This window comes from Shinella kummerowiae, assembly GCF_009827055.1.
GTDB classification, from domain to species: domain Bacteria; phylum Pseudomonadota; class Alphaproteobacteria; order Rhizobiales; family Rhizobiaceae; genus Shinella; species Shinella kummerowiae.
In genome coordinates this window covers 390,952-416,165 of the sequence record NZ_WUMK01000001.1, presented here as the reverse complement: position 1 = coordinate 416,165, position 25,214 = coordinate 390,952, and the positions used below count along the sequence as shown (strand labels likewise).

Below are 25,214 nucleotides of genomic sequence, written 5' to 3'. Positions count from 1 at the left end.
GCGCTGAATTCCTTGAGGTTCGCGCATACCTTGCTGCGCGTCGAAACGCACGCGGATGGTGTTTCATGCTTTGCAAATACAAGGCGTTGGCAGGTCTCTCCTAACCTTTTGTTAAACTTAACGCCTTATAAACATTTGACGGTCTGAACACGGGGGATGAGGTCTCTTCCCATTGACGCCCATATGGTCCCATGGTATCCCAAAATCACACTGCACGAGGACGCATGAGCGTCCGATCATCGCAAAGCTTTGAGGCAAGCCGGCTGGGGACGGTGTGGCGCGAACGCGCTGCATCAAGGCTGGTTCGTGCGCGTTGTGTTGTGTTGGATTTGCCCGGGCGGATGCACAGCGTCGGGGTAGGGGAAACGGCTGTATCGTGTCATGAACCGCTTCCTGTCGAATGCGACGAACAGGATCGATGCCAAGGGAAGGGTTTCCGTTCCTTCGGCTTTTCGATCCGTCCTGTCGCACCGCGACATCCGGGAGCTGTACTGCTTCCAGGATTTTTTGTTTCCGGCGATCAGCGTCGGTGGACTGGATCTGCTCGATCGTTTCGAGCGCCAGATCGCCAGCGAGGATGCGTTTTCGCCGAAAGCCAATCGGATGTCGCTCCTCATTCACGGGGGCGGGGTCTTCATGAAGCTCGATTCGGAAGGGCGCCTGCCGGTCACGGATTTCATCCGGGACTATACGGGCATCACCACGGACGTGACCTTTGTCGGTCGGGCGGATCATTTTCAGCTCTGGGCACCGCAGGCATTCGAAGCCACGCAGGCGGCGGCCCGGGAAGAGTTCAGGTTGCGAGGTCTGGGCTCGGGGTAAGACGGAGAATCGGAATGACGGCGGATCTTGGCGGAGGGTTTTCTGATGCCGATGGCGGACCGGTCCGTCACATTCCGGTTCTTCTCTCCGAGGTCATCGCGGCGCTCGCGCCGAAACCCGGCCAGGTCATTCTCGACGGTACGTTTGGCGCGGGCGGCTATACATCGGCCATCCTCGCCGAAGGCGCAAATGTCATCGGGCTCGACCGTGATCCGAATGCCATTGCCGGCGGCCAGGCGTTGGTCGAAGCGTCCGGTGGGCGTCTGACGCTCATCCAATCGCGGTTTTCCGCGCTTGCCGAGCATGCCCCCGCGGGCGGGTTCGATGGCGTCGTGCTCGATATCGGCGTTTCCTCCATGCAGATCGACGAGGCCGGGCGCGGTTTTTCGTTCCAGAAGAACGGCCCGCTTGACATGCGCATGTCCGCGTCAGGCGTTTCGGCAGCCGACGTGGTCAACCGTGCAAAGGTCTCCGACCTTATCCGCATCTTCGGTTTTCTCGGCGAAGAGAAGCAGGCCGGCCGCATCGCCCGCGCCATCGAGAAGGCGCGCGAGAAAGAACCCTTCACCACGACGCGCCAGCTTGCCAACCTCATCGAGTTGACGACGCCGCGCAAGGCGAAAGACAAGATCCATCCGGCGACGCGCGTCTTCCAGGCGCTGCGCGTTTTCGTCAATGACGAACTCGGCGAACTCGCCGAGGCGCTGTTTGCCGCCGAGCGTGCGCTGAAGCCGGGCGGTCGCCTGGTCATCGTCAGCTTCCATTCGCTCGAAGACCGCATCGTCAAGAAATTCTTCCAGGATCGTGCCGGAAAGGCCGCCGGATCGCGCCATCTGCCGGAAGTTCACGACAAGGCCGCAACCTTCGCACCAGTCGGGCGCCCTATGGTGGCGGCCAGCGACGAAGAGAGTGCGATCAATCCACGTGCCCGATCCGCAAAGCTGAGGGCAGGCGAGCGCACCAGCGCCCCTGCCGGGACGGATGATCTGTCCATTTTCAACCTGCCCAACCTTGCCGCCCTTGAGAAGATGGGAAGCTGAGTGATGTTCCGTACCCTTGATGTCGTGATGATCGCTGTCATGACCGCAGCAGCCACCGTCACCTATTCGATCAAGCATCAGGCTGAGAACAAGCTGGAAGAGGTGCGCAAGCTCGACGCCGAGATCAAGCTTGAGGAAGACACGATCGACCTGCTCAAGGCCGACTGGGCGCTTCTCACCCAGCCGAACCGCCTTAACCGTCTCGTCAAGACCTTCGAAACCGACCTGAAGCTCGTGCCGACCGAATCGACCCAGCTTGCGCAGCCGAACGAGTTGCCGATGCCGATGGCCGAACTGCCGGCGCTGGAGCCTGAAAAGGACGGCAAGAAGGACGAGAAGGTCGCCAAGAACAAGAAGAAGGCCTCGGGCACGGACGCAATCCAGACTGGATCGGTGGCAAACTGATGTCGTTTCTCTCCCGCATCATGGACCTCAAGAGCAAGGCGCATTTCAGCGCCGGCGGCAACAACAACCGGACCGGCGCCAACCGGCAGGTCTTCGAAGGCACGCGCAAGCGCTCCGGCTCGCAGGCCCGCAGCCGCGTCGCCGTCATCATCTGCTGCTTCGGCATGGTCTATGCGGTTATCGGTGGTCGCCTCGTGCAGTATGGCATGGCCTCGCCGGAAACGGTCTCCTCGATCGGCCCGGCCGACCACCTGATGGCCTCGCGCCCCGATATCGTCGATCGCAACGGCGAAATCCTCGCCACCGACATCCGCACCGTTTCGCTCTATGCCGAGCCGCACAAGATCGTCGACGCGGACGAAGCCGTTGAAATGCTCGCCACAGTGATGCCGGACCTCGACCGCCGTGGCATCTACCGCAAGCTCACTTCGAAATCCCGCTTCCAGTGGCTGAAGCGCCAGCTCACCCCCAAGCAGCAGAGCCGCATCCTGGCGCTCGGCATTCCCGGCGTCGGCTTCCGCCCGGAGAAGCGCCGTTTCTATCCGGGCGGCGTCACCGCCTCGCACGTCGTCGGTCACGTCAATATCGACAACCGCGGCATTGCCGGCATGGAGCGCTATATCGACAGCCAGGGGCTCGCCGACCTTGCCGCGATCGGCATGACGAGCGATGCCAAGCTGGAGCCGGTGCGGCTTTCCATCGATCTTCGCGTACAGGCGATCGTACGAGACGTCGTGGCGACAGGCATGGAAAAGTACAAGGCGCTTGCCGCCGGTGCCGTCGTGATGGACGTCAACACCGGCGAGATCCTCGCCATGGCCTCCGTGCCGGACTACGATCCGAACAATCCGGCCGCCGGCGCCAAGGACGGCTGGATGAACCGCATGTCGAACGGCACGTTCGAGATGGGCTCGACCTTCAAGAGCTTCACCACCGCCATGGCGCTCGATTCGGGCAAGGTGAAGATCACCGACAGTTTTGACGCGCGCGCGCCGATCCGCATTGGCGGCTTCACCATCAAGGACTTCCATGGCAAGCACCGTGTGCTGACCGTGCCCGAAATCTTCCAGTATTCGTCGAACATCGGCACGGCCAAGATGGCCGATGTCGTCGGCATCGCCGGCCACAAGGAATTCCTGACCCGTTTGGGCCTGCTGACCCGCATGGAGACCGAGCTTCCAGAAGTGAAGACGCCGTCGCAGCCGCGCGAATGGAAGAAGATCAACTCCATCACCATCTCTTTCGGCCACGGCGTCTCGACGACGCCGCTGCAGACGGCAGTGGCCGCGGCCGCCCTGATGAACGGCGGCCGGCTGATCAACCCGACCTTCCTGCCGCGCACCGCGGAAGAAGCAAACGAGATCGCCAAGGTCGTCGTCAATCCCGACACGGTCGATAAGATGCGCTACCTCTTCAAGCTCAACGCAAATGACGGTTCGGGGCGGCGTGCGCTGGTCCCTGGCTTCAATGTCGGCGGCAAGACGGGCACGGCCAACAAGGTCGTCGGCGGGCGCTATTCCAACACGCAGAACTTCAACGCCTTCCTGTCCGCCTTCCCGATCGACGATCCGAAATACGTGGTCCTCACCTTCATCGATGCGCCGCAGACGGGTGAGGGCGGTGGCCGCACCGCCGGCCTCAACGCTGCGCCGATGGTCGGCGAGATCATCCGCCGTTCGGCATCCCTTCTTGGTGTAAAGCCGAAATTTGGTGAGGACGGGTCCGCCTTGCTTGTGTCTTATTGAATGGAGAAGACGGGACGCCGATTCGGAAACGAACCGGCTGCCAACAGAAAGCAGCAGAGCGACAATGAAGATCAGCGACCTCACCGGACCCGACATCGACCCCTCGAACGCCGCAGCCACGATAGACGTCAGCGGCATTGCGAGTGACAGCCGGAAGGTGAGGCCGGGGGATCTTTTCGTTGCTCTGTCCGGTACCAAGGCCGATGGTAGCGCCTTTGTCGCCGATGCCGTCTCCCGTGGTGCCGCCGCCGTCGTCGTTGCCGAGGGTGCTGCGGTCGATGCCTCGGTTCCGGTCATTGCCGTAGCGCAACCGCGCCGCTTCCTGGCGCTGGCCGCTGCCCGTTTCTACGGCCGCCAGCCGGAAACCATGGTCGCCGTCACCGGCACGGCCGGGAAGACCTCCGTCGCCTCCTTCACCCGCCAGATCTGGGCGCATGCCGGTCATGCGGCTGCGATGATCGGCACCACCGGTGTGGTCGCGCCCGGCCGCAACGACTATGGTTCGCTGACGACGCCCGATCCGGTGTCGCTGCATGAATTGCTGGCTGAACTCGCCGATGCGGGCGTTACTCACGCCGCCATGGAAGCCTCCAGCCACGGTCTCGACCAATCGCGCCTCGACGGCGTGAAGCTTGCGGCGGCCGCCTTCACCAATCTTGGCCGCGACCACATGGATTACCATCCGACGGTCGAGCACTACATGGCCTCGAAGATGCGGCTGTTCGATTCGCTGCTGCCGAAGGGCGCGCCGGCCGTCATCTATGCCGACGACGAGTGGTCGGGTGTGGCCATCGATGCGGCGCGCAAGGCCGGGCTCGACGTGCGCACGGTCGGCCGCAAGGGCGATTATCTCGCACTGAAGCGCGTTGAGCATTTCCGCCACAAGCAGACGGCCGAGGTCCATGTCGGCGACGACATTTTTGAAGTGCACATTCCGCTCGCCGGCGATTTTCAGGTGGCGAATGCGCTGGTCGCGGCAGGTCTTGCCATGTCGACCGGGGTTCCCGCGGCTGTCGCGATGGCCGCGCTTGAAAAGCTCATCGGTGCCGCCGGCCGCCTTGAACTGGTCGGCCACGCGAAGAACGGCGCGCTCGCCTATGTCGACTACGCCCACAAGCCGGATGCGCTGGAAAACGTACTGACCTCGGTGCGCCCCTTCACGACCGGCCGTGTCATCGTGGTCTTCGGTTGCGGCGGCGATCGCGACAAGGGCAAGCGGCCGATCATGGGCGAGATCGCCACGCGGCTGGCCGATGTGGTCATCGTCACCGACGACAATCCGCGCTCCGAGGTGCCTGAGGTCATTCGTTCGGAGATCATGGCTGCGGCACAAGGCGCGACCGAAATCGGCGACCGCGCAGAGGCGATCCGCAGCGCCGTCGGCATGTTGCAGTCCGGTGATACGCTGATCGTCGCCGGCAAGGGGCATGAGGAGGGGCAGACCGTCGGCTCGGTAACGTTGCCGTTCTCCGACCATGCCGAACTGCGCAAGGCACTGGAGGAACTCGACCGGTGAAATGGCTCTGGACCAGCGCTGATCTCGTTGCGGCCCTGCACGGCCGCCCCATCGGCAACCTGCCGCAAGGCATCACCGGCATTTCCATCGACAGCCGGGCGATCGCGCCCGGCGAAGCCTTCTTCGCCATCAAGGGGGATCGCGTCGACGGCCATGATTTCGCGAGCTTTGCCGTGGCCAATGGCGCGGGGCTGCTCGTGGTCGCCGAGGGCAAGCTGCCGGCGCTCGGTCGTCTCGTCACGCCGATGATCGTGGTGCCGGATGTGCTTCAGGCGCTGGTCGATCTCGGCTGCGCGGCGCGTGACCGCACGGCGGCACGAATCATCGCGGTTACCGGCTCCGTCGGCAAGACGACGACGAAGGAGATGCTGCGCCAGGCGCTTGCGCCCTCCGGCAGCGTGCATGCCTCGGTCGCCTCCTTCAACAACCATTGGGGCGTGCCGCTGACACTCGCGCGCATGCCGGAAACCACCGACTACGGCATCTTCGAAATCGGCATGAACCATGCCAACGAGATCCGCCCGCTGGTCGCCATGGTGCGTCCGCATGTGGCGATCGTCACGACGATCGCGCCGGCCCATCTCGGCAACTTCCGCGACCTGGAAGAAATCGCGGCTGCCAAGGCGGAGATTTTCGAAGGTGTCGTGCCGGGTGGCCATGCGCTTCTCAACCGCGACAACGAACAGTTCGCTTTCCTTGAAGCGGCCGCACAGGCGGCTGGCGTCTCGCATATCCACAGTTTCGGTGCTGATCCGAGTGCCGAATTCCGACTGCTCGATTTCATTGCGAACGGCGAGGGCAGCCTGCTCAGAGCCGCAGTCGGCGGGCAGACGCTAGAAGTGCCGATGGGCGCGCCCGGCCGGCACATTGCCGAAAATGCCGTTGCCGTTCTGGGTGCCGTGCACCTTGCCGGTGGCGACATCGAGAAGGCGATGGCCGGGCTTGCCACCATGCAGGCGGAAAAGGGCCGGGGGCGGCGCTACCGGCTGGCCAAGGATGGCGGCTGGTTCACACTGATCGATGAAAGCTACAATGCCAACCCCGCCTCGATGCGGGCTGCGATCGCGCTTCTGCGCGATGCCGAACCACAGGACGGCGGCCGGCGCATCGCGGTGCTCGGCGACATGCTGGAAATGGGTGAGCATTCGCAGGCCGTTCATGCCGGCCTTGCCGAGCCGCTTGTCGAAGCGGGCATTGGTGATGTCTGGCTCGGTGGTCCCGATATGGCGGCGCTCAGGGATGCGTTGCCGGAAGGCGTTGAGCGGGAGTATCGCGAGACGGCGGACGAGCTGGCCGCCTTTGCGCTTGGCGCGGTGCGCGCGGGTGACGTTGTCGTCGTGAAATCGTCGAAAGGCACGGGATTCAGCCGCATCGTGGCCGCCCTGCTTGACAAATATCCGGCGTTCTCGGAGAGGGAACGCGAGAGTTGAGAGGGGTTCGGCCGGGCAGATGTCCGCCGGACCTTCTCTTTTATGGAATTTGCTTCTCTGTCCGTCGGCCCGTCACGCCGCGGATGACTTGGGGAACCTTTTGGGGAAAGGGTGACAATGCTGCTTTGGCTCGTCGAGCTGGCTGACACCGTTCAGGTGTTCAACCTGTTTCGTTATATTACCTTCCGGACGGGCGCTGCGCTGTTCACCTCGGCAACGATCGTCTTCCTGTTCGGGCCGATGATCATCGCCTCGCTGCGCATCCGCCAGGGCAAGGGCCAGCCGATCCGCGCGGACGGTCCGCAGACCCATTTCAAGAAGGCCGGCACGCCGACCATGGGCGGCCTGATGATTCTCGCTGGTATCGTCGGCAGCGCGCTGCTCTGGGCTGACCTCTCCAACGTCTATGTCGTCGCGACGCTGCTCGTGACGCTCGGCTTTGGTGCGATCGGCTTCTACGACGACTACCTCAAGGTGACGAAACAGACGGACAAGGGCTTTTCCGGCAAGGCCCGCCTCGGCCTCGAATTTCTCATCGCGGGTGCTGCGACCTACTTCATGATGCGCGCCTCGCTTTCGGCCGGACCCCACGGCTCGACCTTCGGTTCCTCGATCGCCTTTCCGTTCGCCAAGGACCTGTTGTTCAATCTCGGCTTCTTCTTCGTGTTTTTCGGCGGCTTCGTCATCGTCGCAGCCGGAAACGCGGTGAACCTGACGGATGGCCTCGACGGCCTCGCCACCGTCCCGGTGATGATTTCCGCCGCCTCGTTCGGCGTGATTGCCTACCTCGCCGGTAACGCGGTCTTCTCGAACTACCTGCAGATCCATTTCGTGCCCGGCACCGGCGAGCTTGCCGTCGTGCTTGGCGCAGTCATCGGCGCCGGCCTCGGCTTCCTGTGGTTCAATGCGCCGCCGGCCGCCATCTTCATGGGCGATACCGGCTCGCTGGCGCTCGGTGGCCTGATCGGCACGGTTGCGGTCGCGACCAAGCACGAAATCGTCATGGCGATCATCGGCGGTCTCTTCGTGATCGAGACGCTGTCGGTCATCATCCAGGTCGGCTCGTTCAAGCTCACCGGCAAGCGCGTCTTCCTGATGGCGCCGATCCACCACCATTTCGAAAAGAAGGGCTGGACGGAAAGCCAGGTCGTCGTGCGCTTCTGGATCATCGCCGTCGTGCTGGCGCTGGTCGGCCTCTCCACGCTGAAGCTGCGGTGAGCCGACCATGATCCCCGTCAGCACCTTCAAGGGAAAGACCGTCGCGCTCTTCGGGCTCGGCGGCTCAGGCCTTGCGACGGCGATGGCGCTTGCCGCCGGCGGTGCGGATGTCACTGCCTGGGACGACAGCGCTGCGAGCGTCGAGAACGCCGCTGCCGCAGGTGTGAAAACCGGCGACCTGCGCACGCTCGACTGGACGGGCATCGATGCGCTGGTGTTGTCGCCCGGTGTGCCGCTCACCCATCCGAAGCCGCATTGGAGCGCCGATCTTGCGCGCGCCGCGGGCGTCGAGGTGATCGGCGATGTCGAGCTTTTTGCGCGCGAACGTCGGGCGCATGCACCCGATTGCCCCTTCATCGCCATTACCGGCACGAACGGCAAGTCGACCACCACGGCGCTGATCGCCCATATCCTGAAGGCGAGCGGGCGCGACACGCAGCTCGGCGGCAATATCGGCACGGCTGTTTTGACGCTCGATCCGCCGAAGGCCGGCCGCTTCTATGTGGTCGAGTGCTCGTCGTACCAGATCGATCTCGCGCCGACGCTGAACCCGTCGGCCGGCATCCTCTTGAACCTCACACCCGACCATCTCGATCGTCATGGCTCGATGGAGCACTATGCCGACGTCAAGGAGCGGCTGGTTGCGGCGAGCAGCACAGCGATCGTCGGTGTCGATGACAGCTATTGCGAGCGGATCGCCGATCGCATCGAACGGGCCGGCACCAAGGTCATGCGCATTTCGAAGCGCAACGTGCTCGCCGACGGTATTTACGCGGATGGTTCCCGCCTCATCCTGGCGCAGGCCGGGGCAGCGCGCGAAATCGCCGATCTTTCGTCCATCCAGACCTTGCGCGGCAGTCACAATGCCCAGAACGCGGCAGCCGCTGTCGGCGCCTGCCTTGCGGTGGGCGTCAGCGAGCCGGACATCCGCGCCGGGCTTGCCTCGTTCCCCGGCCTGAAGCATCGCATGCAGCCGGTCGGCCGCAAGGGCGAGGTGCTGTTCGTCAACGATTCCAAGGCGACCAATGCCGATGCCGCAGCACCGGCGCTGTCGAGTTTCGACCGCATCTACTGGATCGCCGGCGGCGTTCCGAAGGAAGGTGGCATCTCGACGCTCGGCGACTTCTTCCCGAAGATCGCCAAGGCCTATCTCATCGGCCAGGCGGCGCCCGACTTTGCGGCGACGCTGGGGACCGCGGTGCCTCATGTCCTGTCGGGAACGCTGGAGCGGGCTGTGGAAGATGCGGCGGCGGATGCCGGAAAGGATGGCGCCGGTCCCGTCGCCGTTCTGCTGTCCCCGGCTTGCGCAAGCTTCGACCAGTACAAGAACTTTGAGGTCAGAGGCGATGCCTTCGTGAAACATGTCGCGGCGCTGCCCGGCGTGTCCATGCTGGTCGAGGTTTAGACGAGAGCGGTTCCGGCAGACGCATGCGGCGGTTTGCGTTCGGAACTGCAAGGAAACAGAGGAAAGAGACATGGTTAGTCGTGCCGAACGTGGTGCATTGGCGGACTGGTTCTGGACGATAGACCGGTTCTTCCTCGCGGCCTTCATCCTGCTGATGGGGCTGGGTTTCATGTTGTCCTTCGCGGCAAGCCCGCCGGTGGCCGAGCGTCTCGGCCTCGACAGCTTTCACTTTGTGAAGCGCCATGCGGTGTTCCTGCTGCCGGCGATCGCGGTGATGTTCGGCATCTCCTTCATGTCGCCGCGGCAGGTACGCCGTGCGGCGATGATTCTTCTGGTGATTTCGCTTGCGGCCATGGTGCTCGCGCTGTTCTTCGGCGTCGAGGTCAAGGGCTCGCGGCGCTGGATTTCGATCGGCAGCTTCTCCATCCAGCCCTCGGAGTTCATGAAACCGGCTTTCGTGATCATCTGCGCCTGGCTGTTTGCCGAGCATGCGCGCCAGCCGGAAATTCCCGGCAACCTCTTTGCGATCATCCTGTTCGGCATCGTTGCGGCCCTGTTGGTGGCCCAGCCGGACCTTGGTCAGACGATCCTTACGGCGGCCGTCTGGGGCGGCATGTTCTTCATGGCCGGCATGCCGTGGCTCTGGATCATCGTGCTCGGAGGTGCAGCCGTCGGCGGCCTGCTGACGGCCTATACGTTCCTGCCGCACGTGGCGGGGCGTATCGACAAGTTCATGACCGGCGAGGGCGACACGTTCCAGATGGATACGGCGCGCGAGGCCATCATCCGCGGCGACTGGTTCGGCCAGGGCCCCGGTGAAGGCACCGTCAAGCGCATCATCCCGGACAGCCATACCGACTTCATCTTCTCTGTCGCGGCGGAAGAGTTCGGCATCCTCTTCTGCATGGTTATCGTCATGATCTTCGCCTTCGTGGTGATGCGCGGCCTCAATCACGCCTTCAAGGAGCGCAACGATTTCACGCGCTTCGCCGTCGCGGGCCTCGTGCTGCAGCTCGGCACGCAGTCGATGATCAATATCGGTGTGAACCTCGAACTTCTGCCGGCCAAGGGCATGACGCTGCCGCTGATCTCGTACGGCGGTTCGTCGATGATCGCGATCTGCGTGACGGCCGGCTTCATCCTGGCGCTGACCCGCCATCGCCCGGAAAAGCGCGCCTCGGAGCGCAGCCTCTTTCGCGGTGGTATCGTCGCGCCTGCCGAATAAGGAGTCCGAATGGACAAAGGCATCGTTCTTCTCGCCGCCGGTGGTACCGGCGGCCATCTCTTTCCCGCAGAGGCGCTGGCGCACGAGCTGAAGGCCGGCGGCTGGTCCGTGCATCTCGTCACCGACAGCCGCGCCGAGCGATTTGCCGGTAAATTCCCGGCGGATGAGATCCATGTGGTTCCCTCTGCGACGATCGGCTCGAAGAACCCGGTCAGCGTCGCGCGGTCGCTTTTTACGCTGTGGAAAGGCATTCGTGTCGCCCGCAAGCTGATGGCGCGGCTGAAGCCGAAGGTCGTCGTCGGCTTTGGCGGCTATCCGACCGTGCCGCCGCTTCTCGCCGCGACCGGCATGGGCATTCCATCGATGATCCACGAGCAGAACGCCGTAATGGGCCGCGCCAACAAGGCGCTGGCCAACCGCGTCAAGGCGATTGCCGGCGGCTTCCTGCCGGAGACCGGCGGGCAATATGCGGCAAAGACCGTGACGACGGGCAATCCGGTGCGTCCGGCCGTGCTTGAGGCCGCGGCCCTTGCCTATGAAGCCTCGACGGATGGTGAATTCCGCCTCGTCGTCTTTGGTGGCAGCCAGGGCGCGCAGTTCTTTTCGAAGGCTATCCCCTCGGCGATTGCCGCGATGGAACCCGCTGACCGTTCACGGCTGAAGATCACCCAGCAGGCGCGGCCGGAAGATAGCGACGAGGTCGTTCGGACCTATGCCGATCTCGGCATTCCCGCCGACGTTTCGCCCTTCTTCACCGACATGGCGTCGCGCATCGGCCATGCCCATCTGGTTATCAGCCGTTCCGGCGCCTCGACCGTTTCAGAAGTCTCGGTGATCGGCCGTCCGGCCATCCTCGTGCCCTATCCCTATGCTCTGGATCACGACCAGGCGGCGAATGCCGCGGCACTGGCATCCGGCGGCGGGGCAAAGGTCATCCCGCAGGCGGAGCTTTCGACGGAGCGCCTGGCCAAGATCGTTTCCAAGGCGATGCACGACCCGGCCGGCATGGCGACCATGGCCGCGAATGCCAGAAAGGCGGGCAAACCGGATGCCGCGCGCTTGCTCGCCTTGATGGTTGAGGCTATTGCGGGCGGAAAGCCCATTGCACAGTTTAAGGGCGCACAATTCAAGGGAGAACGGCCATGAAGATGCCGCAGAGCATAGGGCTCGTTCATTTCATCGGCATTGGCGGCATCGGCATGAGCGGTATTGCCGAAGTGCTGCACAATCTCGGCCACAAGGTTCAGGGCTCCGATCAGGCCGACAGCGCCAATGTGCAGCGGCTGCGTGAAAAGGGCATCGAGGTCTTCGTCGGCCATGCGGCGGAAAACCTGGGCGATGCCGAAGTCGTGGTGGTCTCGACCGCCATCAAGAAGAGCAACCCGGAACTCATCGCGGCGCGCGAAAAGCTGCTGCCGGTCGTGCGGCGGGCCGAAATGCTGGCCGAACTGATGCGCTTCCGCAATGCGATTGCCATCGGCGGCACGCATGGCAAGACGACGACCACCTCGATGGTCGCGACGCTGCTCGAAGCGGGCGGGCTCGACCCGACCGTCATCAATGGCGGCATCATCAATGCCTATGGCACCAATGCCCGCATGGGCGCGGGCGAGTGGATGGTGGTGGAGGCCGACGAATCGGACGGCACCTTCCTGAAGCTGCCGGCCGACATCGCCGTCGTCACCAACATCGACCCTGAGCATCTCGACCACTACGGCAATTTCGACGCCGTGCGCGCGGCCTTCCGCCAGTTCGTCGAGAACGTGCCGTTCTATGGTTTCGGCGTGATGTGCCTCGACCATCCGGAAGTGCAGGCCATGGTCAGCCGCATTGAGGACCGCAAGGTCATCACCTATGGCGAGAACCCGCAGGCCGACGTGCGCTTTTCCAATATCCGTATGGATGGCGCGACCTCGGTCTTCGACGTGGAAATCCGCCGTCGCCGCACCGGCCAGGTGATTTCGCTGAAGGACCTGCGCCTGCCGATGCCGGGCCGCCACAACGTCTCCAACGCGACGGCCGCCATTGCCGTCGCCCAGCGCCTCGGCATGTCGCCGGAGGCGATCGCCAAGGGGCTGGCGGGTTTCGGTGGTGTCAAGCGCCGCTTCACGCTGACCGGCACCTGGAACGGCGTCAGCGTCTATGACGACTACGGCCATCACCCGGTCGAGATCAAGGCTGTGCTGCGCGCGGCGCGTGAGGCCTGCTCTGGCCGGATCATCGCCGTTCACCAGCCGCACCGCTACAGCCGCGTGGCGAGCCTGTTTGAGGAATTCGCCGGCTGCTTCAACGATGCCGACACGATCATGATCGCGCCGATCTATGCGGCGGGCGAGGACCCGATCGACGGTGTGACGGCGGAAGAGCTGGTTTCGCGCATCAAATCCGGCGGTCATCGCGACGCGCGTTTGCTGCCGTCGCCGGAAGCATTGGCCGGGATCGTCGCCGGCATTGCAAAGCCGGGTGACTTTGTGGTTCTCTTGGGGGCTGGCAGTATCACGTATTGGGCGCAGACGCTGCCGAAGGAACTGGCGGGCATTTCGGGGCAGGTGGCATGAAGCAGGTCGATGGTGAGAAACTTCTGGCGTCGTTGGGTGAGGGGATCAGCCAGGTCCGCGGGCGCCTGACGCCTGATGCGCCGATGGATCGAGTCACCTGGTTCCGTGCCGGTGGCCTTGCCGAGCTGATGTTCCATCCGCATGACGTCGATGACCTCGCCACCTTCCTCAAAATCGTACCGGAAGAGGTTCCGCTCACCGTCATCGGCGTCGGCTCGAACCTGCTTGTTCGCGACGGTGGCATTCCGGGTATCGTGATCCGCCTGTCGGCCAAGGGGTTCGGCGATGTCGAGCTCGTCGGTGAGAACCGCATCAAGGCCGGCGGCATCTGCCCGGACAAGAACATCGCCGCCATGGCGCTTGATCACGGCATTGCCGATTTCGAGTTCTACTACGGCATTCCCGGGGCCATCGGCGGCGCGCTGCGCATGAATGCCGGCGCCAATGGTGGCGAGACCAAGGACCTCGTCGTCGAGGTGCATGCCGTTGACCGCAAGGGCAACCAACATGTACTCTCCAATGCGGACATGGGCTACAGCTACCGCCAGTCCACGGCCGCCAAGGACCTGATCTTCACCCATGCCGTCTTCCAGGGGCAGGCCGGCGACAAGACCGAGATCCGCGCCAGGATGGATGCGGTGCGTCAGCACCGCGAAACCGTCCAGCCGATCCGGGAAAAGACAGGCGGCTCGACCTTCAAGAATCCGGAAGGTCATTCCGCCTGGAAGCTGATCGACGAGGCCGGCTGCCGCGGCCTGATGATCGGCGGCGCGCAGATGTCGCCGATGCATTGCAATTTCATGATCAACACCGGGCAGGCAACGGGCTATGAGCTCGAATATCTCGGTGAGACGGTGCGCAGCCGTGTGCTGGAACATTCCGGCATCGCGTTGCAATGGGAAATCAAGCGCCTCGGCAATTTCATGCCGGGCTACCAGGTGAAGGAATTCCTCGGCCGCGCAACGGCCTGATCCGTCGTCATCTTGCTGGGGAGTTCGCGGGCGTCTGCGGACGTCGCGCCACTCCCTCTCCCCCATCAGGCAAGTTTTTCAAAAACTGTGTGAGATCGCGCGCTCGCCGCGCGACGAACCCCGCTGTGCGGGGTGGATGGGGTATTCATGTTCAAAAAACTCTCCGCCGAGTTCATTGGCACGTTCTGGCTTGTCTTCTGCGGCTGCGGCAGCGGTGTGCTGGCGGCCACCCTTCCGGAGATCGGCATCGGCCTTGTGGGTGTGTCACTGGCCGCCGGGCTGGCGCTGATGGCCATGATCTATGCGATCGGCGGCATTTCCGGCGGGCACATGAACCCGGCCGTTTCCGTCGGCCTGGCGGTTGCCGGAAAATTCCCTGCCGCAGATATCCCAGCCTATGTGGCGGCGCAGGTGGCGGGCGCGACAGCGGCGGGAGCGGTGCTTTATCTCATTGCGTCCGGCACGGCGAGTTTCCACGCGGGCGGCTTTGCGTCGAACGGCTATGGCGATCTCTCTCCCGGCGGCTATTCGCTGACGGCGGGCTTTGTCGCCGAAGTGGTGTTGATGGCGCTCTTCCTCTTCATCATTCTCGGCTCGACCCATCGGCGCGCCGCGACGGACTTTGCGCCCGTCGTCATCGGCCTCAGCCTGACGGTGATCCTTCTCGTTTCGATCCCGATAACGAACACGTCGTTGAACCCGGCCCGCTCGACGGGTGTCGCGTTCTTTGCCGAGACGGCGGCGCTCTCGCAGCTCTGGCTGTTCTGGCTTGCCCCGATTCTCGGCGCCGTCATCGGCGCGCTGATCTGGAAGGTGGTCGGCGAAAACGATTGATCGGGAGGGGAAGGAGACTGCCGGCGACGAAGAAATTGTCTGCTTAATTAGAGTTTTCGCAAATTTCGAATTTCGTTCAGCCTCCATTCAAGGAAGTTTAGGGCATGGTATGCTCGGTCGCGCGATGGTTGCGCGACTCAGCCTCGCTCCAGCGGGGTTTTTGATCAGGGGGCATTCATGTTCAAAAAGCTTTCTGCCGAATTTCTCGGTACGTTCTGGCTCGTCTTCGGTGGTTGCGGCAGTGCCGTGCTCGCTGCCGGCTTTCCGGGACTCGGGATCGGTTTTGTCGGGGTCTCTTTCGCCTTCGGCCTCACGGTCCTCACCATGGCCTATACGGTCGGCGGCATTTCCGGTGGCCATTTCAATCCGGCCGTTTCCGTGGGCCTGACGGTTGCCGGGAAGTTCCCGGCATCAAGCCTCGTGCCCTATATCGTGGCGCAGGTCGTCGGCGCGATTGTGGCGGCTGCCGTGCTCTATCTGATCGCCTCCGGCAAGGCAGGCTATCAGGCGGGCGGCTTTGCCTCGAATGGTTATGGCGACCTGTCGCCGGGTGGCTATTCGCTGACCGCGGCGCTCGTTGCCGAAGTGGTGCTGACGGCATTCTTCCTCATCATCATCCTCGGTTCCACCCATGGCCGCGCCCCGGTCGGCTTCGCGCCGATTGCCATCGGCCTCGGCCTGACGCTGATCCATCTCGTATCGATCCCGGTCACCAATACGTCGGTGAACCCGGCCCGTTCGACCGGTGTGGCGTTCTTTGCCGAGACGGCGGCGCTCTCGCAGCTATGGCTGTTCTGGGTTGCTCCGATCGTCGGCGCCGTCATTGGCGCGGTGATCTGGAAGGTCGTCGGCGAAAACGATTGATCGGCTGATCCGCCCATAAAAAAGACCCGCCGTGGCGACACGGCGGGTTTTTTATTGGAGCCTTTTACGGCTCAGACCTCTTCCTTGCCCGAAAGCAGGATGCACGCCAGCGTGATGAGCGCGGCGATGCCGAGGTAGTAGCCGACATAGGTCATGCCGTAGTTCGCCTGCAGCCATGTCGCGATGTACGGTGCAAGCGACGCACCGAAGATGCCGGCGAAGTTGAAGGTGATCGACGAGCCGGTGTAGCGCACCTTGGTGGGGAAGGGGGCGGCGAGCGCCGTGCCGATCAGGCCGTAGGTCATGCCCATCAGCGCCATCGCGAGGATGACGAAGACGAAGATGGCGGTCTCGCCGCTGGTCATCAGGCCGGGCAGGAAGAACGAGAAGATGCCGATCAGCACCGTGGTGGCGATCAGTACCTCGCGGCGGCCGAATTTTTCCGCCAGCTTGCCGGCGATCGGGATGAAGATACCGAACAGCACGGAACCCAGGAGCTGGACTTCGAGCGCCTCGACGAACGGGATGCCGAGAACCTTGATGTTGTAGGACAGCAGATAAGCCGAGCCGATATAGAACAGCACGAAGGTCGCGAGCGCCACAAAGGTGCCAAGCACGAGGCTGCGCTTGTGGTTGCGGAAGAGCTCGACCACCGGCACGTCGACCCGTTCCTGCTTTTCGATGGCCTTCTGGAACGCCGGCGTTTCGGTGATCGACAGGCGGACCCACAGGCCGACCGCAATCAGGATGATCGAGGCGATGAAGGGCACGCGCCAGCCCCAGGCCAGCAGCGATTCCTGCGGCATGACATGCAGCAGCAGCCAGAACACGCCGGAAGACAGGAAGAGGCCGACGGGCGCGCCGAGCTGCGGGAACATGCCGTACCAGCTACGCTTGCCGGGCGGGGCATTTTCCGTGGCGAGCAGGACCGCGCCACCCCATTCGCCGCCAAGACCGAAACCTTGACCGAAGCGGCAAAGCGCCAAGAGCAGCGGCGCGAGCACGCCAATGGTTTCGTAGGAGGGCAGGAGGCCGATGATCACGGTCGAGACGCCCATGGTCAGCAGTGCCGCGACAAGTGTCGTCTTGCGGCCGACACGGTCGCCATAGTGGCCGAACACGATGGCGCCGAGCGGACGGGCGAAGAAGGCGATGGAGAAGGTTGCAAAGGAGGCCAGCAGTGCCGTCGTCGGGTCGCTGTTCGGGAAAAACAGCGTCGGGAAAACGAGCACGGCGGCTGTTGCGTAGACGTAGAAATCGAAGAATTCGATGGTCGTACCGACCAGGCTTGCAAAGAGAACGCGAGCCGGGGAATTGAGCCCGGCGCGGTTGGCATGCGGTGCGGTCGGCGACCCGGAAGCGAGTGTGTCACTCATGGGGGTGCCTTTCTGATTTTCTTGTGCCGTCTTGGGAGGCAGCGGGGGTCTGATACGCCAACCTATCGGTCAATGAAACAATTAAAGTACGTTCGCGGCCGAAAAATCGTACTTTTCGTGCTTGCTGCAAAGCCCTTCGTTTACGAACGCTGCGCCCCGGTGCTGCCGCCCGGATTGCGTATTCGAAGGTGCTGAATTTAACCGCTGCTCTTGCGCCAGTTGCAACTCTCTGATTCCAGAAGAGGAATCGAAGTGCAGTTTTGATTCGACACAGGAAAATTTGTCCTGAGCCGGGTCAGGTTAATGAAAGTAAACGCTTCGTTAACCTTAATGGCGCTCTAGTGGTCCCATCTCGCTCGTCGAGTCGGACCGGTCGAGCAAATCAGGTCCGCGCAAGCGACGGAGGGCAGTGTGCGGAATACAGTTGGGGGTTCTATGAGCGTAAAGCATGTCGCGATGCTGATGGGTGGTTTTTCGTCGGAACGGCCGGTGAGCCTTTCGTCGGGGAATGCCTGCGCCGACGCGCTTGAGGCCGAGGGCTACCAGGTCACGCGTGTCGATGTCGGCCACGACATTGCCAGCGTGCTCGCCGAACTGAAGCCGGATGTCGCCTTCAATGCCCTGCACGGCCCCTTCGGTGAAGACGGCACGATCCAGGGCATCCTCGAATTTCTCGAAATCCCCTATACTCATTCCGGCGTGCTGGCCTCGGCGCTTGCCATGGACAAGGCGCAGGCGAAGATCATCGCGAAGGCTGCGGGCATTCCCGTCGCCGAACAGCGCCTGATGAGCCGATTCGACTTCACCTCCGCGCATCCGATGAAGCCGCCCTATGTGGTGAAGCCGGTCCGCGAGGGCTCCTCGTTCGGCGTCGTCATGGTCAAGGAAGACCAGTCGCATCCGCCGCAGATCATCACCTCCTCGGAGTGGCGCTATGGCGATAGCGTCATGGTCGAGCGCTACATCTATGGGCGTGAGCTCACCTGCGGCGTGATGGGTGACGTGGCGCTCGGCGTCACGGAAGTGGTGCCGCAAGGACACGCCTTCTATGACTATGATTCCAAATACGTGAAAGGCGGCTCGAAACACGTCATTCCGGCGCAAATTTCACCAAATATTTACCAAAAAATACAAACACTCTCCCTCAAGGCGCATCAAGCGATCGGGTGCCGTGGCGTCAGCCGTTCCGACTTCCGCTACGACGATCGTTTCTCCGAGACTGGCGAGCTTGTATGGCTGGAGGTCAACACCCAGCCCGGCATGACCCCTACCTCCCTGGTGCCCGAAATGGCCGTCCATGCCGGCCATTCGTTTGGTGAATTCTTGAGGTGGATGGTGGAGGACGCGTCGTGTTTGCGTTGAGCGCCAAGAAGAGCAGGCTGCGCCCCGTCGGGCTTCCGGACACGGAAACCGGCCGCGTGCTGCCACGCCCGTTGCGCCGGATCGTGCGCTTCCTGGTCAGCCTTGCGGCTGGCCGTGTTCATATCCCGCGCCATTCGGGCAGCGTGGCAACCGTGCTTTTTCTCGGCTCGACAGGCCTCTATGGCATGTCGCTTGGCGGCCACTCGCAGGATTTCGCGCAGGCCTCGACCACGGCGATCGGCTTTGCCATCGAGGACGTAAAGGTTTCCGGCAACCGCGAGACGTCGGAGATCGATATCCTCGAACGCCTCGGCCTCGACGGTACGACCTCGCTGGTCGCCCTCGATGTCAAGGAAGCGCGCCAGAAGCTTTCGGATCTTCCCTGGGTCGAGGACGTCTCCGTCCGCAAGATCTATCCGGGCACGATCGAGATTGCGCTGAAGGAGCGCGAGGCCTTCGCCATCTGGCAGCATGGTACCGACCTGTCGCTCATCGAGAAGAACGGCAGCGTGATCGCGCCGCTACGTGACAACAAGTTCTCCAAGCTGCCGCTGTTTGTTGGTCGCGATGCCGAGACCGCCGCCGCCGGTTTTGCCGACGAGTTCGACAATTGGCCGGAAATCAAGTCGCGGGTGAAGGCCTATATCCGGGTCGCCGGACGCCGCTGGGACCTGCGCCTCGACAATGGCATCGTCGTGAAGCTGCCGGAGATGAACGTACCGCGCGCCATGGACGTGCTGGCGACGCTGGAAGCGGAGCAGGGGCTCTTGGAACGGGATGTCGCGGCTGTCGATCTCCGGCTGGAGGACCGTACGACGGTCCGCCTGACGGAAGGCGCGCTGGAACGCCGCAATGCGGCGGTCGAGCAACGGGCAAAGGACCTCAAGAAAGCAGCGAAGCGCACATGAGTATTTTCGGTTCGTCCCATTTCGGTCTGCCCCGCCTGAAGCCGCTGTCTTCCAAGCGGGCTCATGTCGTTTCGGTCCTCGACATCGGCTCGACGAAGGTCGTCTGCATGATCGGCCGGCTGACGCCGCGTGCCGAGAGTGAACTCCTGCCGGGCCGCACGCACAATGTCGAGGTCATCGGCATCGGTCACCAGAAGTCGCGCGGCGTGAAGAACGGCGTCATCACCGATCTCGATGCGGTCGAAAGCGTCGTGCGCCTGGCCGTCGATGCCGCCGAGCGCATGGCCGGCCTCACCATCGAGAGCCTCATCGTCAACGTTTCCGCCGGCCGCCTGCAAAGCGACGTCTACACCGCGACTATCGATCTCGGTGGCCAGGAAGTCGATGCGAACGACCTGCGCAAGGTGCTGGCCGTCGCAGGACAGCAGTCGCTGCGCCAGGACCGCGCGATCCTCCATTCGCTGCCGACCGGCTTCTCGCTGGATGGCGAGCGCGGCATTCGTGATCCGCTCTCGATGTTCGGCGACGTGCTCGGCGTTGACATGCATGTGCTGACGGCCGAGCGGGCCTCGCTGAAGAACCTCGAGCTCTGCATCAACCGTGCGCATCTCTCCGTCGAGGGCATGGTGGCGACGCCCTATGCCAGCGGCCTGTCGGCGCTTGTTGACGACGAAGTCGAACTCGGCTGCGCCTGCATCGACATGGGCGGTGGCACGACGACGATCTCGGTCTTTGCGGAAGGCAAGTTGGTGCATTCCGATGCGATTTCGCTCGGCGGCCACCACGTCACCACCGACCTTGCGCGTGGTCTTTCGACCCGCATCGAGGATGCCGAACGCCTGAAGGTCGTGCATGGTTCTGCGCTGCCGAACGCTGTCGACGAGCGCGATATCGTTACCGTCCCGCCGATCGGCGAGGACGACCGCGACCAGCCGACCCATGTGCCGCGCGCGCTGCTGTCCCGCATCGTGCGGGCGCGCATCGAAGAGACGCTCGAACTCATTCGCGACCGCATCCAGCGCTCCGGCTTCTCGCCGATCGTCGGCAAGCGGATCGTGCTGACGGGCGGCGGCAGCCAGCTTACCGGCCTGCCGGAAGTCGCCCGCCGCATCCTCGCCCGCAACGTCCGCATCGGCCGCCCGCTTGGCGTGTCCGGCCTGCCGACGGCGGCGAAGGGGCCGGCCTTTTCGACGGCAGTCGGCCTGATGATCTATCCGCAGGTCGCGGAATTGGAAGAACACGCTGTGCAGGGCGGCATGCTCTCGCAGCTGACGGGTGGCAACGGCCGCATAGCCCGCATGGGTCTGTGGCTGAAGGAGAGTTTCTGACGGGTTTTCCGGCGACAGGCCGGAAGAGACCGACATCTGAGTTTTGTGAATAGACCGGCTGGGCGAAGCGGCCGGAAACGAAAGGAACACTGGAATGACTATCAAGCTGCAGAAGCCGGACATCACTGAGCTGAAGCCCCGCATCACCGTCTTCGGTGTCGGTGGCGGCGGCGGCAATGCTGTCAACAACATGATCACCGCTGGCCTCGAAGGCGTTGATTTCGTCGTCGCCAACACTGATGCCCAGGCCCTTTCCATGACCAAGGCAACGCGGATCATCCAGATGGGTGTCGCGGTAACCGAAGGTCTTGGCGCCGGTTCGCAGCCGGAAGTCGGGCGTGCAGCCGCTGAAGAGTGCATCGACGAGATCATCGATCACCTGAACGGCACACATATGTGCTTCGTCACCGCCGGCATGGGCGGCGGCACGGGCACGGGGGCTGCTCCGGTCGTCGCACAGGCAGCCCGCAACAAGGGCATCCTGACCGTCGGTGTCGTCACCAAGCCGTTCCACTTCGAAGGCGGTCGCCGCATGCGCCTTGCCGAAGAGGGTATCCTGGAGTTGCAGAAGTCGGTCGATACGCTGATCGTCATCCCGAACCAGAACCTCTTCCGCATCGCCAATGACAAGACCACCTTCGCCGACGCCTTCGCGATGGCCGACCAGGTGCTCTACTCGGGTGTTGCCTGCATCACCGACCTGATGGTCAAGGAAGGCCTCATCAACCTCGACTTCGCCGACGTTCGCTCGGTGATGCGCGAGATGGGCCGCGCCATGATGGGCACGGGCGAAGCTTCGGGCGAAGGCCGCGCAATGGCCGCCGCAGAAGCCGCTATCGCCAACCCGCTGCTCGACGAAACCTCGATGAAGGGCGCACAGGGCCTGCTGATCTCGATCACCGGTGGCCGTGACCTCACGCTCTTCGAAGTCGACGAAGCCGCAACCCGTATCCGCGAGGAAGTCGATCCGGACGCAAACATCATTCTCGGCGCAACCTTCGACGAAGAGCTTGAAGGCTTGATCCGCGTCTCCGTTGTTGCAACCGGTATCGACCGCGCGGCCTCGGAGGTGGCTGCACGTAATGCTGACTTTCGCAGCCCGAGCAAGCCAGTAGTTCGTCCGTCCGCCGCCGTTCCTGTCCAGGCGGTAGCGCCTGCTCCGCAGCCGGTCCTGCAGCAGCAGCCCGTCATGCAGCAGCCGATCGTCCAGCAGCCGACCTTCGACCCGGTTGCCGAAGCGATCCGCGCCTCGGAAGAAAACCTCGAGCGTGAGCTGGCCATTCCGGTAAGCCGTCCGCTTCCGGTACAGCCGGTTGCGCAGGTCCAGGAAGAAGCCCGCCTGCAGAACCGCCTGTTCTCGGCTCCGGCCGAAACGCCGGTGGTCCAGCGTCAGGTTCCGGTGCAGCCGCAGGCCCAGCCGGCTCCGGTCATGCAGCAGCGCGTCGAGCCTGCCGCTCCGGTCATCCGTCAGGAGCCGCAGACCATGCGCATGCCGAAGATCGAGGACTTTCCTCCGGTCGTGAAGGCGGAGATCGATCACCGTTCGGCTCCGCAGCCGGTCGCACACCAGGAAGAGCGCGGTCCGATGGGCCTTCTGAAGCGCCTGACCTCGTCGCTCGGCCGTCACGAAGAAGCACCGGTCGCCCAGGAAGCAGCCCCCGTCGCCCAGCAGCAGCGCCGCCCGCTGTCGCAGGAAGCCAGCCTCTACGCACCGCGCCGTGGCCAGCTTGACGACCACGGCCGCGCCAACCCGCAGCCGCGTTCGCTCGGTGAGGACGACCAGCTGGAAATCCCGGCCTTCCTGCGTCGCCAGTCCAACTGACGCTACGCGAATGGCATTGTAACAGGATGCCCGGACCTCGGTCCGGGCATTTTCTATTTTGTCATCTTTTCAACGGGTTATTGAGGATTCAAAGCGTAACAAAGCGAAAGAAACAGTGATTTGTATGACACTGAGGGACCTACTACATTCAGGCTAGGCACAGGAGCCAGTCAGGATTCGGGTCGCCGGCGTCGCCGGAGCATCAAATCACACAGACGTTTGGGCGAACTTTGTCGGCGGATGCAGCGCGTCCGGCCAAGGGCTCTGTTGAGCCGTGAACTATGAATGTTGGCGAAGAATGAGCCGACAGTAAGACAAGGCAAAAGCAGATGACGATCGGTATGCTCGGTTTCCAGACGACGATTTCCAGCCCGGTGACGATTGCCGGAACGGGCGTCCATTCCGGCGCGGCCGTATCGATCACCTTCAATCCGGCCGAAGCCGATAGCGGCATCGTCTTCCAGCGCCAGCACGACGACGGCACCGTCAGCGAATACCGCGCGGTCTCCTCGCAGGTCGGCAATACGGACCTCTGCACCGTGCTCGGCTTCAACCCGGCAACGTCGATCGCCACGATCGAGCATGTGATGGCCGCGCTTTACGCGCTCGGCCTCGACAATGTGCTGATCGAAGTGCACGGCGCCGAAATGCCGATCATGGACGGCAGTGCTGCTCCCTTCATCGATGCCATCGACGAGGTGGGACTTGTCCCGCTCGAGGTGAAGCGTCGCTACATCCGAATCATCAAGCCGGTTCGCGTCGAAGCAGGCGCCTCCTGGGCCGAATTCTCGCCCTATGACGGCACGCGCTTTGAAGTCGAGATCGATTTCGATTGCCCGCTGATCGGCCGTCAGTCGTGGAAGGGCGACCTGTCGCCCGCCACCTTCCGCAGCGAACTGTCGCGTGCCCGCACGTTCGGCTTCATGCGGGACGTCGAGCGGCTCTGGGCGGCCGGCCTTGCGCTCGGTTCGTCGCTGGAGAACTCGGTCGTCATTTCCGATGACAACACCGTGATCAATGTCGAAGGTCTGCGTTACGCCAAGGACGAGTTCGCCCGCCACAAGACGCTCGATGCCGTAGGTGACCTTGCGCTCGCCGGCGCGCAGTTCATCGGCTGCTACCGTTCCTATCGCGGCGGCCACAAGATGAACGCCTATGCGCTCAAGGCACTGCTGAGCGACCGCACGGCCTATGAAGTCGTCGAAGCCGCTGCACCGCGCTCGCGCGCCGGCCAGCGCGAACTGATCGCCGTCAACGCACCGGAATTCGCGCCCTGGTCTCTTTGAGGCCTTTCAAGAAAGGCGACGGCGTCCTTCCTTGTGCGTCATAAAGGGCGCGCGGCGCTGTGGGATGGCTTCTCCTGCTTCTTTCCAGGCATCTCCGCCATAAAAATGCGTTAATGCGCCGGCATGGCGTTGCGGTCTTCACATATTTGGAGATAAAACGCGGGGCGCGTGTGCGGCCCGTCCGCTTGGGGCGCCGTTGAACTGGGATTATCACATGGTTGTTGCAGGGTCTGTTGGTGTGAAGAAGACGGCGCGCATTGTCTATCTTACGCTTTTCGCTACGGCGTCGTCTGTCGTTCTTTCCGCATGCCAGTCGGATCCGGACATCGATATTTCGAAATTGGCCGGCGAGACTGAATCCGCCGATGTGCTTTACAATCAAGGCCTCGCCAACCTCAATTCCGGCAAGGTCACGGAAGCCAGCCGCAAGTTCGAGGCCGTCGATCGTCAGCATCCGTTCTCGGAAGAGGCACGCAAGGCGCTCGTCATGTCGGCCTTCACGAATTATCGCCAGGGCCGCAACGAAGAGGCCATCACGGCCGGCAAGCGTTATCTCAATCTCTATCCGGGCTCCTCGGATGCTGCCTATGCGCAGTATATTATCGGCCTTGCCTACTGGAAGCAGATCCCCAGCGTGACGCAGGACCAACGCACCTCGCAGCAGACGCTGGAAGCCATGCAGGCCGTCGTCGAAAAATATCCCGAATCGGAATATGTCGAGGACGCAAACACGAAGATTCGTTTTGCCCGCGACCAGCTTGCCGGCAAGGAAATGCAGGTCGGCCGCTACTATCTGGAACGCAAGGAATACATCGCGGCTGCGAGCCGTTTCCGCGTTGTCGTCGAGAAGTATCCGATGACCAACCAGATCGAGGAAGCGCTGGCCCGTCTTGTCGAGACCTATTATGCCATGGGCGTGGACACCGAAGCGCAGACAGCCGCCGCGGTGCTCGGCCATAACTATCCCGACAGCCAGTGGTATGCCGACAGCTACAAGCTCCTTCAGTCGAAGGGTCTCGAGCCGCGTGAAAATTCGGGTTCCTGGATTTCGCGTGCTGGCAAGAGCCTGCTCGGCGCCTGACGCAAGAGATATGACAGG

At 63.1% G+C, this 25,214-nt stretch carries 21 protein-coding genes; 20 read left to right on the top strand and 1 reads right to left on the bottom strand.

What is annotated here, in order from left to right; translation table 11 throughout:
* Positions 1-381: 381 nt before the first annotated feature.
* The 14 genes from mraZ (at position 382) to aqpZ (GR138_RS01870) (ending at position 16,033) form a co-directional block, all read left to right on the top strand.
* On the top strand, positions 382-822 hold the full coding sequence (gene mraZ, locus GR138_RS01935) for a division/cell wall cluster transcriptional repressor MraZ (RefSeq protein WP_160856922.1): 441 nt from the start codon (positions 382-384) through the stop codon (positions 820-822).
* Between the two features lie 14 nt (positions 823-836).
* The gene (gene rsmH / locus GR138_RS01930; protein ID WP_160856921.1) at positions 837-1,862 is read left to right on the top strand and encodes a 16S rRNA (cytosine(1402)-N(4))-methyltransferase RsmH; all 1,026 of its coding nucleotides are present in this window, start codon (positions 837-839) and stop codon (positions 1,860-1,862) included.
* Positions 1,863-1,865: 3 nt separating this feature from the next.
* Positions 1,866-2,267, top strand: a complete 402-nt coding sequence (gene ftsL, locus GR138_RS01925; protein WP_160856920.1) for a cell division protein FtsL — start codon at positions 1,866-1,868, stop codon at positions 2,265-2,267.
* On the top strand, positions 2,267-4,012 hold the full coding sequence (locus GR138_RS01920) for a peptidoglycan D,D-transpeptidase FtsI family protein (protein ID WP_160856919.1): 1,746 nt from the start codon (positions 2,267-2,269) through the stop codon (positions 4,010-4,012). Before ftsL ends, GR138_RS01920 begins: the two co-directional genes overlap by 1 nt.
* 64 nt (positions 4,013-4,076) lie before the next feature.
* Positions 4,077-5,528 (top strand): UDP-N-acetylmuramoyl-L-alanyl-D-glutamate--2,6-diaminopimelate ligase, encoded by a 1,452-nt coding sequence (locus tag GR138_RS01915; protein WP_160856918.1) that lies wholly within the window; start codon positions 4,077-4,079, stop codon positions 5,526-5,528.
* On the top strand, positions 5,525-6,958 hold the full coding sequence (locus GR138_RS01910; protein WP_160856917.1) for a UDP-N-acetylmuramoylalanyl-D-glutamyl-2,6-diaminopimelate--D-alanyl-D-alanine ligase: 1,434 nt from the start codon (positions 5,525-5,527) through the stop codon (positions 6,956-6,958). Before GR138_RS01915 ends, GR138_RS01910 begins: the two co-directional genes overlap by 4 nt.
* 117 nt (positions 6,959-7,075) lie before the next feature.
* On the top strand, positions 7,076-8,176 hold the full coding sequence (gene mraY / locus GR138_RS01905) for a phospho-N-acetylmuramoyl-pentapeptide-transferase (protein WP_160856916.1): 1,101 nt from the start codon (positions 7,076-7,078) through the stop codon (positions 8,174-8,176).
* Positions 8,177-8,183: 7 nt separating this feature from the next.
* The gene (gene murD, locus GR138_RS01900) at positions 8,184-9,581 is read left to right on the top strand and encodes a UDP-N-acetylmuramoyl-L-alanine--D-glutamate ligase (protein ID WP_160856915.1); all 1,398 of its coding nucleotides are present in this window, start codon (positions 8,184-8,186) and stop codon (positions 9,579-9,581) included.
* 70 nt (positions 9,582-9,651) lie between these two features.
* On the top strand, positions 9,652-10,806 hold the full coding sequence (gene ftsW, locus GR138_RS01895; protein ID WP_160856914.1) for a putative lipid II flippase FtsW: 1,155 nt from the start codon (positions 9,652-9,654) through the stop codon (positions 10,804-10,806).
* A 9-nt stretch (positions 10,807-10,815) separates the two neighbouring features.
* Complete coding sequence (gene murG, locus GR138_RS01890) at positions 10,816-11,952, top strand: undecaprenyldiphospho-muramoylpentapeptide beta-N-acetylglucosaminyltransferase (RefSeq protein WP_160856913.1); 1,137 nt, start codon at positions 10,816-10,818, stop codon at positions 11,950-11,952.
* Positions 11,949-13,364, top strand: coding sequence for a UDP-N-acetylmuramate--L-alanine ligase (murC, locus tag GR138_RS01885; protein WP_160856912.1), 1,416 nt, complete (start codon positions 11,949-11,951; stop codon positions 13,362-13,364). Before murG ends, murC begins: the two co-directional genes overlap by 4 nt.
* Positions 13,361-14,335, top strand: a complete 975-nt coding sequence (gene murB, locus GR138_RS01880; RefSeq protein WP_160856911.1) for a UDP-N-acetylmuramate dehydrogenase — start codon at positions 13,361-13,363, stop codon at positions 14,333-14,335. Before murC ends, murB begins: the two co-directional genes overlap by 4 nt.
* Positions 14,336-14,482: 147 nt before the next feature.
* Positions 14,483-15,169 carry an aquaporin Z gene (gene aqpZ, locus GR138_RS01875; RefSeq protein WP_160856910.1) on the top strand — a complete coding sequence of 229 codons (687 nt, stop codon included), beginning with the start codon at positions 14,483-14,485 and terminating at the stop codon, positions 15,167-15,169.
* A gap of 177 nt (positions 15,170-15,346) precedes the next feature.
* On the top strand, positions 15,347-16,033 hold the full coding sequence (gene aqpZ / locus GR138_RS01870; RefSeq protein WP_160856909.1) for an aquaporin Z: 687 nt from the start codon (positions 15,347-15,349) through the stop codon (positions 16,031-16,033).
* 71 nt (positions 16,034-16,104) lie between these two features.
* On the opposite strand, the gene GR138_RS01865 is transcribed toward aqpZ (GR138_RS01870), so the two are convergent.
* A complete protein-coding gene (locus GR138_RS01865; protein ID WP_160856908.1) occupies positions 16,105-17,409 on the bottom strand; it encodes an MFS transporter in 1,305 nt (434 codons plus the stop codon).
* 435 nt (positions 17,410-17,844) lie between these two features.
* On the opposite strand from GR138_RS01865, the gene GR138_RS01860 reads away from it, so the two are divergent.
* The 6 genes from GR138_RS01860 to GR138_RS01835 all read left to right on the top strand — a co-directional run bounded on the left by GR138_RS01860 (position 17,845) and on the right by GR138_RS01835 (position 25,196).
* Complete coding sequence (locus GR138_RS01860; protein ID WP_160856907.1) at positions 17,845-18,771, top strand: D-alanine--D-alanine ligase; 927 nt, start codon at positions 17,845-17,847, stop codon at positions 18,769-18,771.
* Positions 18,759-19,679, top strand: coding sequence for a cell division protein FtsQ/DivIB (locus GR138_RS01855; RefSeq protein ID WP_160856906.1), 921 nt, complete (start codon positions 18,759-18,761; stop codon positions 19,677-19,679). The genes GR138_RS01860 and GR138_RS01855 overlap by 13 nt, the downstream gene beginning before the upstream one ends.
* Positions 19,676-21,007: a cell division protein FtsA gene (gene ftsA / locus GR138_RS01850; RefSeq protein WP_160856905.1), complete on the top strand. Its 1,332-nt coding sequence runs from the start codon at positions 19,676-19,678 to the stop codon at positions 21,005-21,007. The genes GR138_RS01855 and ftsA overlap by 4 nt, the downstream gene beginning before the upstream one ends.
* 94 nt (positions 21,008-21,101) lie before the next feature.
* Entirely contained in the window at positions 21,102-22,829 is a 1,728-nt protein-coding gene (gene ftsZ / locus GR138_RS01845) for a cell division protein FtsZ (protein ID WP_160856904.1), read from the top strand.
* A 329-nt stretch (positions 22,830-23,158) separates the two neighbouring features.
* The gene (gene lpxC, locus GR138_RS01840; protein WP_160856903.1) at positions 23,159-24,115 is read left to right on the top strand and encodes a UDP-3-O-acyl-N-acetylglucosamine deacetylase; all 957 of its coding nucleotides are present in this window, start codon (positions 23,159-23,161) and stop codon (positions 24,113-24,115) included.
* A 214-nt stretch (positions 24,116-24,329) separates the two neighbouring features.
* A complete protein-coding gene (locus tag GR138_RS01835) occupies positions 24,330-25,196 on the top strand; it encodes an outer membrane protein assembly factor BamD (protein ID WP_160856902.1) in 867 nt (288 codons plus the stop codon).
* Positions 25,197-25,214: the final 18 nt, after the last annotated feature.

Excerpts from the sequence above, each read along its gene's own strand:
- mraZ (WP_160856922.1), top strand. The coding sequence starts at position 382 with ATGAACCGCTTCCTGTCGAATGCGACGAACAGGATCGATGCCAAGGGA.
- rsmH (WP_160856921.1), top strand. The coding sequence starts at position 837 with ATGACGGCGGATCTTGGCGGAGGGTTTTCTGATGCCGATGGCGGACCG.
- ftsL (WP_160856920.1), top strand. The coding sequence starts at position 1,866 with ATGTTCCGTACCCTTGATGTCGTGATGATCGCTGTCATGACCGCAGCA.
- GR138_RS01920 (WP_160856919.1), top strand. The coding sequence starts at position 2,267 with ATGTCGTTTCTCTCCCGCATCATGGACCTCAAGAGCAAGGCGCATTTC.
- GR138_RS01915 (WP_160856918.1), top strand. The coding sequence starts at position 4,077 with ATGAAGATCAGCGACCTCACCGGACCCGACATCGACCCCTCGAACGCC.
- mraY (WP_160856916.1), top strand. The coding sequence starts at position 7,076 with ATGCTGCTTTGGCTCGTCGAGCTGGCTGACACCGTTCAGGTGTTCAAC.
- murD (WP_160856915.1), top strand. The coding sequence starts at position 8,184 with ATGATCCCCGTCAGCACCTTCAAGGGAAAGACCGTCGCGCTCTTCGGG.
- ftsW (WP_160856914.1), top strand. The coding sequence starts at position 9,652 with ATGGTTAGTCGTGCCGAACGTGGTGCATTGGCGGACTGGTTCTGGACG.
- murG (WP_160856913.1), top strand. The coding sequence starts at position 10,816 with ATGGACAAAGGCATCGTTCTTCTCGCCGCCGGTGGTACCGGCGGCCAT.
- murC (WP_160856912.1), top strand. The coding sequence starts at position 11,949 with ATGAAGATGCCGCAGAGCATAGGGCTCGTTCATTTCATCGGCATTGGC.
- murB (WP_160856911.1), top strand. The coding sequence starts at position 13,361 with ATGAAGCAGGTCGATGGTGAGAAACTTCTGGCGTCGTTGGGTGAGGGG.
- aqpZ (WP_160856910.1), top strand. The coding sequence starts at position 14,483 with ATGTTCAAAAAACTCTCCGCCGAGTTCATTGGCACGTTCTGGCTTGTC.
- aqpZ (WP_160856909.1), top strand. The coding sequence starts at position 15,347 with ATGTTCAAAAAGCTTTCTGCCGAATTTCTCGGTACGTTCTGGCTCGTC.
- GR138_RS01865 (WP_160856908.1), bottom strand. The coding sequence starts at position 17,409 with ATGAGTGACACACTCGCTTCCGGGTCGCCGACCGCACCGCATGCCAAC.
- GR138_RS01860 (WP_160856907.1), top strand. The coding sequence starts at position 17,845 with ATGAGCGTAAAGCATGTCGCGATGCTGATGGGTGGTTTTTCGTCGGAA.
- ftsA (WP_160856905.1), top strand. The coding sequence starts at position 19,676 with ATGAGTATTTTCGGTTCGTCCCATTTCGGTCTGCCCCGCCTGAAGCCG.
- ftsZ (WP_160856904.1), top strand. The coding sequence starts at position 21,102 with ATGACTATCAAGCTGCAGAAGCCGGACATCACTGAGCTGAAGCCCCGC.
- lpxC (WP_160856903.1), top strand. The coding sequence starts at position 23,159 with ATGACGATCGGTATGCTCGGTTTCCAGACGACGATTTCCAGCCCGGTG.
- GR138_RS01835 (WP_160856902.1), top strand. The coding sequence starts at position 24,330 with ATGGTTGTTGCAGGGTCTGTTGGTGTGAAGAAGACGGCGCGCATTGTC.